This window comes from Alishewanella sp. HL-SH06 (assembly GCF_052656265.1).
The window spans coordinates 3,845,320-3,859,177 of sequence record NZ_CP199752.1; the positions used below are offsets into that span (position 1 = coordinate 3,845,320).

General features: G+C 43.4%; 9 protein-coding genes and 2 pseudogenes. 6 read left to right on the top strand and 5 right to left on the bottom strand.

Translation table 11 applies throughout. The features are described from left to right. Window positions 1-75: 75 nt before the first annotated feature. The gene (locus ACUJFK_RS17570) at window positions 76-1,629 is read right to left on the bottom strand and encodes a methyl-accepting chemotaxis protein (protein WP_445425664.1); all 1,554 of its coding nucleotides are present in this window, start codon (window positions 1,627-1,629) and stop codon (window positions 76-78) included. 235 nt (window positions 1,630-1,864) lie between these two features. Between ACUJFK_RS17570 and ACUJFK_RS17575 the strand changes: the two genes are divergently transcribed. The 4 genes and pseudogenes from ACUJFK_RS17575 to ACUJFK_RS17590 form a co-directional block, all read left to right on the top strand. Next, entirely contained in the window at window positions 1,865-2,254 is a 390-nt protein-coding gene (locus tag ACUJFK_RS17575; RefSeq protein ID WP_445426804.1) for an ATP-binding protein, read from the top strand. 763 nt (window positions 2,255-3,017) lie between these two features. Further along, entirely contained in the window at window positions 3,018-3,398 is a 381-nt protein-coding gene (locus ACUJFK_RS17580; protein ID WP_445425665.1) for an XRE family transcriptional regulator, read from the top strand. Next, window positions 3,398-4,732, top strand: a complete 1,335-nt coding sequence (locus tag ACUJFK_RS17585; RefSeq protein WP_445425666.1) for a type II toxin-antitoxin system HipA family toxin — start codon at window positions 3,398-3,400, stop codon at window positions 4,730-4,732. The genes ACUJFK_RS17580 and ACUJFK_RS17585 overlap by 1 nt, the downstream gene beginning before the upstream one ends. Window positions 4,733-5,031: 299 nt before the next feature. Beyond that, window positions 5,032-5,172 (top strand): annotated as a pseudogene (locus tag ACUJFK_RS17590) (IS3 family transposase); the annotation flags it as partial. Between the two features lie 61 nt (window positions 5,173-5,233). Here ACUJFK_RS17590 and ACUJFK_RS17595 read toward each other — a convergent pair. Next, window positions 5,234-6,007 carry a hypothetical protein gene (locus tag ACUJFK_RS17595; RefSeq protein ID WP_445425667.1) on the bottom strand — a complete coding sequence of 258 codons (774 nt, stop codon included), beginning with the start codon at window positions 6,005-6,007 and terminating at the stop codon, window positions 5,234-5,236. Between the two features lie 480 nt (window positions 6,008-6,487). Here ACUJFK_RS17595 and ACUJFK_RS17600 point away from each other — a divergent pair. Next, window positions 6,488-6,868 (top strand): annotated as a pseudogene (locus ACUJFK_RS17600) (transposase); the annotation flags it as partial. Window positions 6,869-6,922: 54 nt separating this feature from the next. On the opposite strand, the gene tnpC reads toward ACUJFK_RS17600, so the two are convergent. From tnpC to tnpA, 3 genes are all read right to left on the bottom strand, one after another. Continuing rightward, window positions 6,923-8,482 carry an IS66 family transposase gene (gene tnpC / locus ACUJFK_RS17605; protein WP_445425668.1) on the bottom strand — a complete coding sequence of 520 codons (1,560 nt, stop codon included), beginning with the start codon at window positions 8,480-8,482 and terminating at the stop codon, window positions 6,923-6,925. A 92-nt stretch (window positions 8,483-8,574) separates the two neighbouring features. Beyond that, window positions 8,575-8,931 carry an IS66 family insertion sequence element accessory protein TnpB gene (gene tnpB, locus ACUJFK_RS17610; protein WP_445425669.1) on the bottom strand — a complete coding sequence of 119 codons (357 nt, stop codon included), beginning with the start codon at window positions 8,929-8,931 and terminating at the stop codon, window positions 8,575-8,577. A gap of 2 nt (window positions 8,932-8,933) precedes the next feature. After that, complete coding sequence (gene tnpA / locus ACUJFK_RS17615; protein WP_445425670.1) at window positions 8,934-9,218, bottom strand: IS66 family insertion sequence element accessory protein TnpA; 285 nt, start codon at window positions 9,216-9,218, stop codon at window positions 8,934-8,936. Window positions 9,219-10,051: 833 nt separating this feature from the next. Between tnpA and ACUJFK_RS17620 the strand changes: the two genes are divergently transcribed. Continuing rightward, on the top strand, window positions 10,052-13,858 hold the full coding sequence (locus ACUJFK_RS17620; RefSeq protein WP_445425671.1) for a CHASE domain-containing protein: 3,807 nt from the start codon (window positions 10,052-10,054) through the stop codon (window positions 13,856-13,858).

Here is a 13,858-nt window from a genome sequence, read left to right on the forward strand (position 1 = left end):
TTTACTGCTCAATCGAGTATTATCAATTGTACTGCAATAATGCTTTGTTTAAGTAAGGTTACTGAGTTTGAAAGGCTAGCGCTTAAATCGCACTACCAGCTCATGGAGCTCATCAGCTATCTTGTTCAAATAAATAATGGTCTCTGAAAGTTGCATCGAACTGTCATTACTCAAATCGGCAAGTGTGGAAATGTTAACAATTTGACGGTTAATGTCATCAGCAACATGGGCCTGCTCTTCCACTGCAGCAGCCATTTGGGTCGACATAGAGGCGATTTGACCTATTGATTCTGAAATACCACTTAACATTTTGCCACTTTCAATGACATGGGAAAGCCCCTCTTCAGCATCAATAGCCCCTGCATCAGCGACTTTTACTGCATCACCAGCCCGATGAGTTAACTCGGTGACGATACCGTAGATTTCTTTCGTAGACTCCTGAGTGCGTCTTGCGAGATTTCTAACTTCATCTGCAACTACCGCAAAACCCCGCCCTTGCTCACCAGCACGAGCAGCCTCAATAGCCGCATTAAGCGCAAGTAAATTGGTTTGCTCGGCAATCTGTTCAATCATTTGCGCGGCACTAGCAATACGAGCGGTCTGCTCCGACACACCACGAACAGAGTTACCAATTTGTTCTACGGTCAGTTTTAGCTTTTGAATAGAACTTCGGGTGATATTTGCTACTTCGTTACCTTTAAAAGCGAGCTGATTAGCGGTATCAGCTTGCGTCGCCGTATCACTGACGTGCTTGGAAACTTCTGCAATGGTCGTCGACATTTCGTTCATTGCGGTGGCAACTTGCATCGTTTCTGATTGCTGACTTTCTATATCTTTTCTCGTTTTTGCTGTGAGCTCCGCGCCTTTTTCAGACTCTTGGGCAACGACAAGTGCTGCAGTTTCAATGCGGGTAATCACAGTGCCTAAATGCGCTAGCTGACTCAAAATGGCGACTTTTAGCTTACCTAAATCACCTGTTTCATCAGTGTAACTTTGTACTGCAAGTTCATCTGAAAATGCATGATTGAGCATCTCGTTTAATGCATTCAGGGTTTTCTTTCTATTCAATGAGACCCAAAAGGCAAAGATACTGACAGAGATAAGCAAAACTCCCTCAGAAAACTCTTTGAAACCGAAGCCAAATAAACCAGCACAAATGGCGATAGATAAGATTAAAAAAGCATTTTCTACTGATATGGGTAAAGCGGCGCGTTTCGTCTTGCCAGCATTGATATCACGATACAACTTAGCAGCTCGCTCAACGTCTTGTCTTGAGGGGCAGGAGCGCACTGACTCATAACCGACCACCTTACCGTTCTGTGTTACTGGCGTAACATAAGCGTTTACCCAGTAAAAATCGCCATTTTTACAACGATTTTTCACCAGGCCCATCCAAGGTTTTCCTGCCTTAAGGTAGTGCCACATTTTTTTATAGGCTTCTGGTGGCATATCAGGGTGCCTGACCATATTGTGAGGCTGCCCGATTAGCTCGTGCTTTTCAAAACCACTGACTTCAACAAAGGCATCATTACACTCAAGAATAGTCCCTTGAGTATCCGTCACTGAAATTAGCTTTACATTACTGTTAAGCGTTTTCTCTCTATCAGTAACCGGAAGATTTTTACGCATGAATGTCCCTTATTACAGAGTATTGAAATGCCTAAGTAAATTGTAATATGCAGTGTTATCCAAAAATAGACAGTAAGAGAGTGAGATTTTCTGCTGCATCAATATTCATTTTACACGTGTCACAAGCACTTGCAAATGGATGGTACTTTATATGCAATTAACATATGAAATTAAACATTTTCACTTAGCTCAATTTTAGAGTGCAGTTTATATTTACTAATCGAAGGCCTGCGCGCTGGCTACACAAGCGTGTGATCAGCATCACAGCGTACGTTACTACCGGCTCGGTGAGCTGTTAGATGAGCTACATATCGGGCACGCCGACGGCTCATACCGCCAACAACTGAGCACCTTGGCTAAACGTAAACTACTCATTCTAGACGATTGGGACATGGAAGCATTAACTGCGCGACAGGCTAACGACTTGCTGGATGTAATGGAAATACGCTACCAGCAATCAAGCACCATTATCGCCAGTCAAATACCGACCAGTGAGTGGTACAAACTGATCCCAAGCCCGACAATCGCTGATGCACTATTAGATAGGCTATTACACAACAGTCACCGAATAGAATTAACAGGAGAGTCGATGAGAAAACTAGACCAATCCGATCACTTAGCGTAAAACTACAGTTATGAAAAAGAACGGCTAACAGGTGATCGGATAACTCCGGGAGCGCTGTTCGGAATCACCGAAATACGCAACCATTTCATATACTAATCCAAAGCAATTCTCAATCGAATTCTAAAATAGTTGAAAAAGTGTTCAACTGCAATAGGCCTAAAAGGATTTGCATAAATCACTTTAGTATATTTGGTCTGAATTCAAGCAATATGACAAATTGCGAACACGATGATTTTACAACTAAAGGCTGTTGTTCTTTGAGCGAAAATCAAACGGCATAGCAACAAGGTCTAATGGTTTCGCCAAAAATCAAAATACCACAGAGAACGAATGTTGCTTTGCCAATAACATCTTTAACAGATAATGCTTTAAAAACCCAAAAGCTAATCCTTAGAGAGACTGGGCATTTTTACAATAAATATGAACAAAGAAGCAAGCTTGAGGTTCCATAGCAGCAATAGAATTGGAAGCATAAAAAATTTATCGTAAGCCTCAGAGCACAAAGAGAACTGGATTTTAAGGCGTCAGATGCCAATCCCCCAAGCTTTCAGTTTTTAATATTGGTTTTAATTATCAATTATACATACTCTGGACTGTACTTCTTAATTACAGGTTATATACTGTAATTAAGATTTACAGCTCTTAACCTGTATTTTCATTTACAGCCTGCAAGCTGTTTTAACAAAATACAGGCTTCAATCTGTATTATAAAATTACAGGTTATAGACTGTTAATATATTCTGCATTATTTTTAAGGTGCTTTATGGACTTTCCGCTACAAAACCCGCTACAGCTTAAGCAATACATTAAAGGCTTGCGCAGGAAAGCATCCCTTACACAGGCCGATGTGGGTAAGCTTTTGGGTATTACCCAGCAAAGCTATCAAAGCTTAGAGAACAACCCAGAAAAAATGAGTGTTGAAAGGCTCATTGAGGTTTTGGCTCATCTTAAGGCAGAGTTAATAGTCAGAGTAAATGCCGAGCAGGAAGATGGCTCGCGCACTAACATATCGAAGCATGCTGGAGCCTTTGTTAAGATCCCTTCGCAGCATTTTGTAAGTGAAAACGAAAAGCATGCCGCCCTAAAGAGCGAAAAAAAAATAGTTATGATTGCGAAACCCACAGGTAAAAAGGCTGCTTGGTAATGGCAAAAAAATCAAAGTCACTAGCAATTCTGATGAATGGTGAAAGGGTTGGAGTGTGGAAGCCTGAAAGTGATACATTTCAGTATTTTTCTGAATGGTATGATAGCCCGTATTCACGAAACCTATCATTATCGTTGCCGATGGCTCCTGGCAATCCGCCTCACAAAGGTTCCCCAGTAAAAAACTACTTTGATAATTTACTTCCTGACGCAGAAGCGATCAGGCGAAGACTGGCCACAAAATATAAAGCCGAGAGCGCCTCTGCAGCCGATCTATTGTCGGCGGTGGGGCGTGACTGTGTTGGTGCCATTCAGATCATACCGGAAAATGAAATCGCAACCTTAAACTATGGGTTTGAAGGTGTGGAATTGTCTGAATCTGATATTGCGGAGGTGCTTCGAAATACCGTTAGCGCTACCCCAATTAATTTGGGAAGCGGCATCAATGATGATGGATTGCGTTTATCTATCGCTGGTGCCCAAGAGAAGAACGCTCTTTTGTTTAATGATGGCCATTGGTATTTGCCGGTTGGAACCACTCCAACCACGCATATTCTAAAATTGCCTCTTGGGCTCGTTGGCAACATGAAGGCTGACATGTCTACGTCAGTGGAGAATGAGTGGATATGCGCAAGAATAGCGCATCACTACGGTTTGCCTGTAGCGAATTGCACTCCGATGATATTCACTGATAAGAAAGGAAGTGAAAAGGCTCTCGTTGTTGAAAGATTTGACAGGGTATTTTCAGAAGAGGCCGGATTAATTATACGTATCCCTCAGGAGGATATGTGTCAAGCGCTGGGTGTGAATTCACTATTCAAATATGAAGCAGATGGCGGCCCTTCAGCGCTGGATGTAATGAAAATACTTAAGCACAGCAGCAATAAGGAAGACGGATTGATTTTTTTCAAAACACTTGTTGTTTTCTGGGTGTTGGCTGCCACGGATGGGCATGCTAAAAACTTTTCCATACAGCTTCTGCCTGGCAACAAATATGCAATGACCCCGCTCTACGACATTCTTTCTGCACATCCAGTTATAGGGCGAAAAGCTAATTGCATTCCAAAGCAAAAAGCGAAATTAGCTATGGCAGTAGTATCCAAAAATAGGCATGCAAATATCTTCAATATTATAGCCCGGCAATGGATCAACTTTGGTGAGTATTTGGGTATGCCAACTCATAATGTGTTAGCTGTTCTTACTGAGGTTTTGGAGTTAACACCACAAGTCATAGAGACGGTATCGAAGGAGTTGCCAGATGGCTTTCCTGTTAATGTATCTGAGCCAATATTTAATGGAATGCGAACCTTAAGCGCCAAGCTAAGTTTATTATAGGCCAGGCGCTAACATTAAAAGCCGCGGCTTTCTGCCTTTGCTGAGCTTCATACGCTAACGATGTCAAATGGTAGGCGACGTTTTTGGTTTGATGCGACAGTACATCAATCGCCACGACTGAAAGAAGTTGTAGTCCAACACCCAGATGCTCAATGATGAAGAAGAACATCTGGACTATGCAGCTATTGACCATATATGGATCAATAATTCCCTGATCCGTACCAACACTTTTGGATAACGCACTAAGTGAAAACAATCGCTTCACGAGGTGAATCATGTCAGCATAAAAGTTACATAAAATTCGTACCGCTGAATTTAAAGCTGAAGCCCTGAAACTGGCTGATAAAATTGGTGTTGAAGCCACAGCAAGAGAGCTAAAGTTACACGAATTTCAGTTATATAATTCGCGTAATGCGGCCGTGAAAAAGTCTAACGCCAGCGACATTGTGCCTGAAACAACTAATGCACGCTTTTTTCCCAGCGCTCTCGCCTGACTTTGGCTTACGAAATCAAAGACTTTGCTCTTTTAATATTACGCGCTACTAAGCCAAACAGGCCAAGACAGAAAATAAACACTGTTTGAGGCTCTGAAACGGCCACTTCACCACAGTTTACAGTACAAATTTCTTCTTCAAACCCACTATATCTTACTGACGACTGGGATAAGTTATAAAAACCAAAGCGACCAGCCGAGTTATTTAAATTACTTAAAGAAAAAATAGTCTCATTATCGAATTGGCCACCGTCAATAGTAATTTCAATGTTGGTAGCAGTATAGATCAGCCTAAAGTCGTAAAATACATTATCGAGCCAACCTCTCGAAACACCATAATCGGTATCAAGAACAGAAACGCCTGTGCCTGTGTGTACCCAGAGGCTTTGAAAGCCAGTTACATCTGCCCCTGCTGATATTTTAGATAGTGTAAACCCTTTTTCAGCATTACCACCTCCAGCAAATTGCGCCGATTGTTTCCAATCAAACAAGTAGAAATCGTCTAAACCTGTATAACCAAAAACAAAGCCAATAAAATCATCATCGGACGTAGTTTCTACACCAAATGAACCCGTGAAAACATTGTTAATAAATGAGTCGTTACTTACAAAAAAAGTAGGATTACCATTGATAGTTTGAAGTACTGTTTTTCCATCTGCTGCAACAACCCAATTACCATTTGAGGCATTGCCCTCTTGAGACCAGGAATTTAAATCAATCAACGCAGCGTGAGTGACAAAGGAGAAGCTAAAACAAAATAAACCTAAGAGTGCATTTTTCATTTATTGTCTCATTTTTCAAAGCAAATATAACCTTACAAACAAGCAAAATGTACGCCAAAACATATCACACTGTTTTAAAATGCTTTTTTTATTTAGACCTTCCAATTCTGTAAAACATTTTGACACTTCATAGGCACACCCTGCTCCTTGCAACAGTGTGAAATCACAGGTTATCCGATGAGCCAGATCAGACAATGTCGAAAATCACTCAATTTTCTCTGAAAAAAGCGGTTTCATCATCAAGTGACAGACAATTAGAACCATGCGCCATCGCACATCCAACATGGTTTTAAGCGAAGCTGACGCATCTGATTTTTTAACACAGCAGCAACAACGCCTTCGACAATAATGCAGCAAGGACTGGCGATTTACCAGCTGGATGAACAAAATTAAAAGGTCCCACCGCACCAGAGTAGTTGTTTTGTCTTGTTTTCATAATATTCAGAGTCAGTCGACGGTTGGTTAGTAGTTAAAAGTAACTATCACCCGGCCACCATGCTGAAACTATACATTTATGGATACCTGAATCGTATCCAATCTTCCCGCAGATGAGAAAAAGAAGCGCATCGAAATGTTGAATTGATGTGGCTGCTTGAGCGATTAACCCCTGACTTTAAAACCATCGCTGATTTCAGAAAAAATAATGGTAAAGGTATTAAGAATGCTTGCCGTGCTTTCATTGACCTATGCAAGCAAATGCAAATGTTCACTGATGTGATTGTTGCCATTGACGGTAGTAAATTTAAAGCGGTAAATAGCAAATCGAATAACTACACTCCGAGCAGGGTTAAAGGTCACATCGAAAGAATTGAGCAAAGCATCAGCTTATATCTGGATAAGCTCGATGATGCTGATAAAAAGGCAGAGCTTGAAGGTAAGCGTAACAACAACCACACCTTGCGGTGTGGCTGCTGATCAATAAGGCAGGAGTTCTTGCAGTTGCTCGTGGGTATTGGCTTTGGGCAGCTCTGTCAGCAAGCGGCATAAGTAATCATACGGTTCCAGACCATTGATTTTGGCCGTTTCGACTAGGCTATACATTGCAGCACTGGCTTCTGCGCCCGTTTCAGTATTGGCAAACAACCACGCCTTGCGTCCAATCACGAACGGTTTGACGGCGCGCTCAGCACGGTTGTTGTCGATATTTAATCGGCCATCGTCCAGATAGCGGATTAGTTTGGGCCACTGATTCAGGCTATACGTGATAGCGACTCCCAGTAAACTTTCTTTCGTGACACTCTCGCTTGATTTATCCAGCCAGCTTTTAAATTGTTCTAGTAGTGGTTTAGCTAGTGCTTGTCTGGCGTCATACTTCTTATCAGGCGGCGCGGTTTTTAATTTACTCTCCAGTGCATAGAGTTTCTGGATGTGGTTAAGGGCCACATCCGCTTTACCCGTTTTGCCTTTGCCCTGTGCTTTTTGGGCTTCAACGAACTTGCGTCTGGCATGCGCCCAGCAACCGACTAAGGTTGCGTGAGTTTTCTCATATCCGGCATAACCATCGACCTGCAGATAACCGTTAAAGCCGGATAAGAAGTCACAGGGATGTTTGCTGCTGCGGCTATCCTGATAATCAAACAGCGCCAGTTTGGGGCCGGTACTTTTTTCTAAGCCACAGCCATATACCCACATGTAACAGGTGCTTTTCTCAACATCCAGCACATTGACGGTGGTTTCATCTGCCCACAGCACCGGCTGTTTCAGAATCTCAGCTTTCATTAACGCCAGTAGCGGTTTAAGTTTATCTGCACAGGTTATCAGCCAACGACTCATCGTTTGACGACTAAGCTCAATGCCGGCTTCATTAAACAGTTTTTCTTGTCGGTAAAGTGGCATCCCATAGTGCATTTTGCTGCTGATGATTTGCGCCAGTAAACTTGGCGTGGCCATGCTCTTAGGGATAACCGCAGGCGGTACATCGGCAATCTTAATGTCGACCTTAGTGCCATTGGTTTCACACTGCCGGCAGCTGTATTTCAACCGGACATTTCTCAGCACACGGATTTGCGCGGGCACGAACTCAATTTGCTCACTGACTTCTTCACCCATTTGATGCAGGGCATGGCCGCAGCAGGCACAGGTTTTATCGTCAATGTCATGGATAACATCAACGCGCGGCAGCTCAGGCGCAATGCGTGGGCGGCGTGGCTTGGCGGCTTTCTCAGCGCTCTCGGTCGTCTGAGTATCTGGCTCTGTTGCTACTGACTGCTCTTCAATAAGCTGCTCGGCCTCATTCAACACTTCGCCTTCACCTTCGTAGGTCTCGCTGCTGGGGCTAAATTTCTGGTACTTCTTCAGGTTATAGCGCTCCAGCAATTGCTGCAGTTTATCCGAGAGCTGCTGGTTAACCCGCTCTAGTTTAGCGATGCGTTTGTCTTTTTGCGCCAGTTTGCGCTCAAGCTTTTGCGTCTGCTCAAGCAGCATTTTCTTGAGCAGTTCAACATCATCAGGTAAGGATTGAGGTATCTTTTTCATGGCCGTTATTGTAACGGCCAATTTGGCTAAGTGCTTGGTAAGATTTAGATTGTTTTGGATGCGATCTACAGGATTTATAGCCGATCGGCATATCAACCCACACTCTGGTAATGCAGCGGCTGGTGCGCGGTGATTTTTTGAATATCGACACCTTGCAACAGCCAATGCCATTGCTGCTCGCTAATAGACAACACTTTACCTGGCATCTGCCTTGGCCAGCGGAATGTGTCTTTTTCAAGTCGCTTGTACCAGAGGCAAAACCCGGTGCTATCCCAGTACAGCACTTTTAACCGGGTACGCTGCCGATTGCAGAACACAAACAGTGCGCCGCTAAATGGCGAGAGCTGCATCTCTTGCTCGACCAGCAACGATAAACCATTAATGGATTTGCGAAAATCGACCGGCTGTTTATGCAAATAGACCTTAGGCACATCGAGGAACATTTTCATAGTCAAAGTGCTCTGAGCAAGGCGGCTAACCACAGTGCATCCGTCCCTGCTGGAAGTTGCAATTCCATATCACGCTTGCGCAGCAGAATACGCTGCCCGAGCGGCAAGCTTTGTGGTGCTAATTCAATGAAACCGGTGTCATCATTCTGATGAGCCAACAACTGGCGTTTACGCAGATTGAAGTAGGTCGGAATAATCCCTTGTCGTTTAGCAAATGCCGTTTGGGTTAGGCCACTTTGGGCTTGCTCGGCGAATAAGGCCAGCCATTGTTCTTTAGTGCGTTTCATGATGATTACCCTGATAATTTAAAGAGGCAGACAGGGTAATATTGATCAGTTAGGATAGGAATGTGTGGTTGGCGTTACGCTTACAATTTATCTAGCTGATACAGATACCCTTACGACTTTTATTCACCTCATGAAAAAGATCACCCTAAATTACCACCTGCTTCAACTTAAATGGACCAAGGAATGCAATTTCTGTGGGCCATAACTTTCACAATCAAGAACCATCGATTGCAACAAGCATTTGTTAATTTCTAAGATTGCTTTGAGCGAATAGCAAATAGTTATCACCGCATCATAGTGCTCATGTGAAAGTATGCTTTGCTTGATATAGCGGACATCAACGCCCGAAGTTGGTCGGACTTTAAACACAAAATGGCATGCTTATTCTGAAGAAAGTGTCTGCCATCCATTTGTCGAGTTGATTGTCACTCGGAGCGCTCCCAGTAAGACGAATTAACCGCCTACGCAACAATCATCTTCAATACGACCGCTTCTATTGATTTCTGTAGGCCACCCAATTAAGTGTAATTAAATGAATTAGAGGATGCTAATTCACTTTCGCCCTGTTGATTAAATATCACTATTTATATCAACATAAGCTCAATTCAAATTGAAAGATTTACTTTTTGAGCTTATAGTAAAATTTATAATAAATACCTAATTTACTGGTTGGCTCGACTTAGTTCAGAACAAGCGTGCTGGTGCGACAGTTTCGTGATGAGCGGATCCAACAGGTAAGTCAGTTGCGGGGTTGTTCTGAATTTGATTTTGGCTTTCTATCTAAATTATCGGTTCTACCCTTTTGATATCAATCGGAGCCTCCTGAGCATTAAATGACGTCACTTATCTCAGTTCCCAAGTTTTCATTACGCAGTTGGTTAATGTCATTATGGCTACCGTTAGGGTTATTAGTTATTGGCTACTTTGTGGCAACATCCATGGTAGATCAGCAACAACAAACCCAAGCAAAGCGAATTAGTGATGCGGTTACTGTCAGGTTAAATCTAATTGCAGCAGGGGTTCAGGAAAAGGTCACGCTGTATCAATATGGTTTGCGCGGCACCCGTGGTGCAGTAATGTCGCTATCCCCTGAGCATTTTGATTACAACGATATGCAGGCCTATACGCAAGTGCGAGACTATAAAAGGGAGTTTCCAGGGGCTCGTGGTTTTGGTTTAATCATCAAAGTTGAACCAAACCAAACTGCGGCATTTCTAGACCGGATGGCTGCCGAGCGACCAAGCTACAACTTCCAAATCAGGCAGCTTACGCCACACCAAGATAGCCTTTTTGTGATCACCTATATTGAACCTGAGCAAAACAACCGAGAGGCCGTGGGGCTTGATATTGGTTCCGAAGCAATGCGCCGCAAGGCAGCATTAGATGCGGCGTTCAATAACGATGTGAGGTTAACAGCGCCCATTACCTTAGTACAAGCAAATGAGCGAGCTCAACAGGGTTTTTTAATATTAATGCCAGTATATAAAACAACAACCGTGCCACAAGATAGTCGGCAACGGCTTGAACATTTATTTGGCTGGAGTTACGCCCCAATCCTGATTAACGAAGTCCTTAATTCAGTTGCAGGTCTGGAAAACGATGTCTTTTTGCAAATCAGTGACATTACCGAACAAACGCCAATCGAGTTCTTCAGCCAAGAAGTGAAAGACACTTACGACGCTGCTCTACAACATAAATTAAATCTCTCTGTATTTGGCCGCCAATGGCAGCTGTCGCTTACGCCAACCAATCGCTTTATTAATGAACTGCAACTGCGCTCTGGCACCAGCTTATTTTTTGAAGTAATGGCAGTCAGTACCATCCTGGCCTTTGGCGTGTATCTACTGCAACTTATGTTAATGCGCAGAAGTCAGTTAATCCGTCATAAGCAGGAGCTGGCAAGTATTGCAGAGCAAACTTTACTAAAAGCGAATGCTGAGCTTGAACAGCAGGTCGCACTGCGAACGGCGGAGATTTCACGTGTTAATATCTTGCAGCGCAGTATTCTTAGCAGCGCGGGCTACGCCATTATCGCTACCGATGAAGAAGGCATTATTACGGCCTTTAATCCAGCAGCAGAAAAACTCTTAGGCTATCGCGCAGAGGAGGTCCTTTTCCAACAAACCCCGTCTATTTTTCATCTGCCCGCAGAAGTGGAGCACCATGCCGCTAAGCTGACCACTGAGCTCGGTAGCAACATCGCGGTCGGTTTTGAAACCTTTGTAGCGAAAGCGCGTCTGGGGCAAACGGATAATGCGCGCTGGACCTATCTGACAAAAACCGGTGAACAGGTGCAAGTAAAACTAAATGTCAGTGCACTAAAAGATGAGCAAGGTCAGCTAGCAGGCTTTCTTAGTATCGCGTTTGATTTAACTAAACAACTTAAATACGAAGCGGAACTGGCAGAAGCAAAAGAAAAAGCTGAGTCTGCTAATAAAGCAAAATCAGAGTTTTTGGCAAATATGAGCCACGAGATCCGCACGCCGATGAATGGGGTTCTGGGATTATTACAATTGGTAGCCAAAAGCACACTGGATAAACGCCAGGCCGACTACATAGAAAAAGCACATAGTGCAGCGAAGTCTTTGCTTACCTTGCTAAATGATATTTTGGATTTCTCAAAAATTGAAGCCGGTAAATTGGAACTCGACCTACATCCATTTAGTTTGACGGATTTACTTCAGGATATCGGCCTTGTTTTTTCATCTGGTGCAGAGCAAAAAGGCTTAGAAGTGCTTTACGATGTCGCTCTGGATGTGCCTGAGCATTTGTTAGGTGATAGCTTCCGTATTAAACAAGCCCTGATCAATCTGGTAGGTAATGCCATAAAATTTACTGAGAAGGGTGAAATACTCATCTCAATTAGGTCTCAAGCACTGCCAGAGGGCGAGATTAACTTGTCTTTCAGTGTTAAAGATACTGGGATCGGTATGACGCTGGAGCAACAAAACACTCTTTTTTCTGGTTTTCAACAAGCAGATTCCTCCATAAGTCGTCGCTATGGCGGGACAGGTTTAGGTTTAGCCATCAGTAAGCGCCTGGTGAATTTGATGGGCGGCGAAATCAGCGTAGTGAGTGAATTTGGTCGTGGAAGTACCTTTAACTTTAACGTCGTCGTGCGCAAAGCGGAGGAGAAGGCGATACAAAACTCGCAAACGTTTACTCGTAGTAATGAAAAGTTAAGAGTGTTGATTGTCGATGACAACGACAGTGCGCGAATAATTTTACAGGATATTGCGGTCTCATTGGGATGGCAGGCAGAGATTGCGTCCGATGCGCAAGAGGCGTCACTATTTGTCACACAAGCCCATCGCGATAATACTCGCTATGATGTCGTTTTCGTAGACTGGCGTATGCCGGGTATAGATGGCTTAACCTTTGCCCGCGAGCTACGGGAATCGCATAGTAGCGATGTTTCACTCATTGTAATGATTACCGCCCATGGAAAAGAGCTACTCAATGAGTACAATAAGGATTATGAGCGTTATCTGGATGGATTTTTAATTAAACCTGTTACGAAAAATATGATGTTGCAAGCAGTTGAGAGTGTTATTTATGAAGAGCCCGACCTGCCGCTCCCGAACTATCCTTCCCCGCACGAGCAACCATTGCAGGGAATATCATTACTACTGGTAGAAGATAATTTGACCAACCAGCTGGTTGCCAGTGAGTTATTGCAGCAACAAGGGGCAACCATCAAAATTGCGAGCAGCGGCGAGGAAGCTTTAAAAATGCTGGAAAGTAATGCAGAGCGCTTTGATATGGTACTGATGGACATACAAATGCCGGGAATGGATGGCTATCAAACCACACGTGAGATAAGGAAGCTACCTAAACATCAGCTCTTGCCGATTATTGCTATGACAGCGCACGCCATGTCTGATGACATAACCGCTTGCTTGGCCGCAGGTATGCAAGATCACATCGCAAAACCCTTTGATCTTAGTGATTTGACGACCAAGATCCTCAATCATCATAAAGCAGGGAAAACACCTCAGGTCAAACAAGTTAATAAATTAAATCTAAATTTTGATGAGGCAGCGTTAGCGTTCTGCCAACAGCATCATATTGAGCTCGAAGCTGCTGTCCAACGCCTGGGTTATTCTCTGACGATTTATATCAATGTATTAAAGCAATTTAAGCTGGATCTTAGGCAAGCATTACAACAACTGGAGGATAAAACACTTACCCGTAGTAATGCACGATTGTTATTTCATAGCTTAAAAGGTGCCGCAGGCACACTTGGCTTCAGCAATCTAGCAACGCTTGCCACCCGTTTAGAGGATGGTCTGCGTGAGCACAGTGATGATGCTTATCAGGCGGATAACCAGGTTCTGGATAAGCTGAATTTAGCTTATAACACTGCAACAGACTTGCTGAATGTATTACAAGGCGAACAGCAAATAGTCACCGAAAAAGCCCCTGTTAGCTCGCCGGCACAGGCCCATCAGTTAATGACGCTAAAGCAACATCTCAATCTTGCCAACATGACAGCGTTACCACTTTATCAGCAATTAGCGCCGTCACTTCAAGCTCAAACACCTGAACTAAATGAAGAACTCGAACAAGCTATAGTCAATTTGGCTTTCGAGAAAGCAGTTGTGATAGTTGATAAAATAATAAATAAATTCCGAGAGTAG

Excerpts from the sequence above, each read along its gene's own strand:
- ACUJFK_RS17570 (WP_445425664.1), bottom strand. The coding sequence starts at position 1,629 with ATGCGTAAAAATCTTCCGGTTACTGATAGAGAGAAAACGCTTAACAGT.
- ACUJFK_RS17580 (WP_445425665.1), top strand. The coding sequence starts at position 3,018 with ATGGACTTTCCGCTACAAAACCCGCTACAGCTTAAGCAATACATTAAA.
- ACUJFK_RS17585 (WP_445425666.1), top strand. The coding sequence starts at position 3,398 with ATGGCAAAAAAATCAAAGTCACTAGCAATTCTGATGAATGGTGAAAGG.
- ACUJFK_RS17595 (WP_445425667.1), bottom strand. The coding sequence starts at position 6,007 with ATGAAAAATGCACTCTTAGGTTTATTTTGTTTTAGCTTCTCCTTTGTC.
- tnpC (WP_445425668.1), bottom strand. The coding sequence starts at position 8,482 with ATGAAAAAGATACCTCAATCCTTACCTGATGATGTTGAACTGCTCAAG.
- tnpB (WP_445425669.1), bottom strand. The coding sequence starts at position 8,931 with ATGAAAATGTTCCTCGATGTGCCTAAGGTCTATTTGCATAAACAGCCG.
- tnpA (WP_445425670.1), bottom strand. The coding sequence starts at position 9,218 with ATGAAACGCACTAAAGAACAATGGCTGGCCTTATTCGCCGAGCAAGCC.
- ACUJFK_RS17620 (WP_445425671.1), top strand. The coding sequence starts at position 10,052 with ATGACGTCACTTATCTCAGTTCCCAAGTTTTCATTACGCAGTTGGTTA.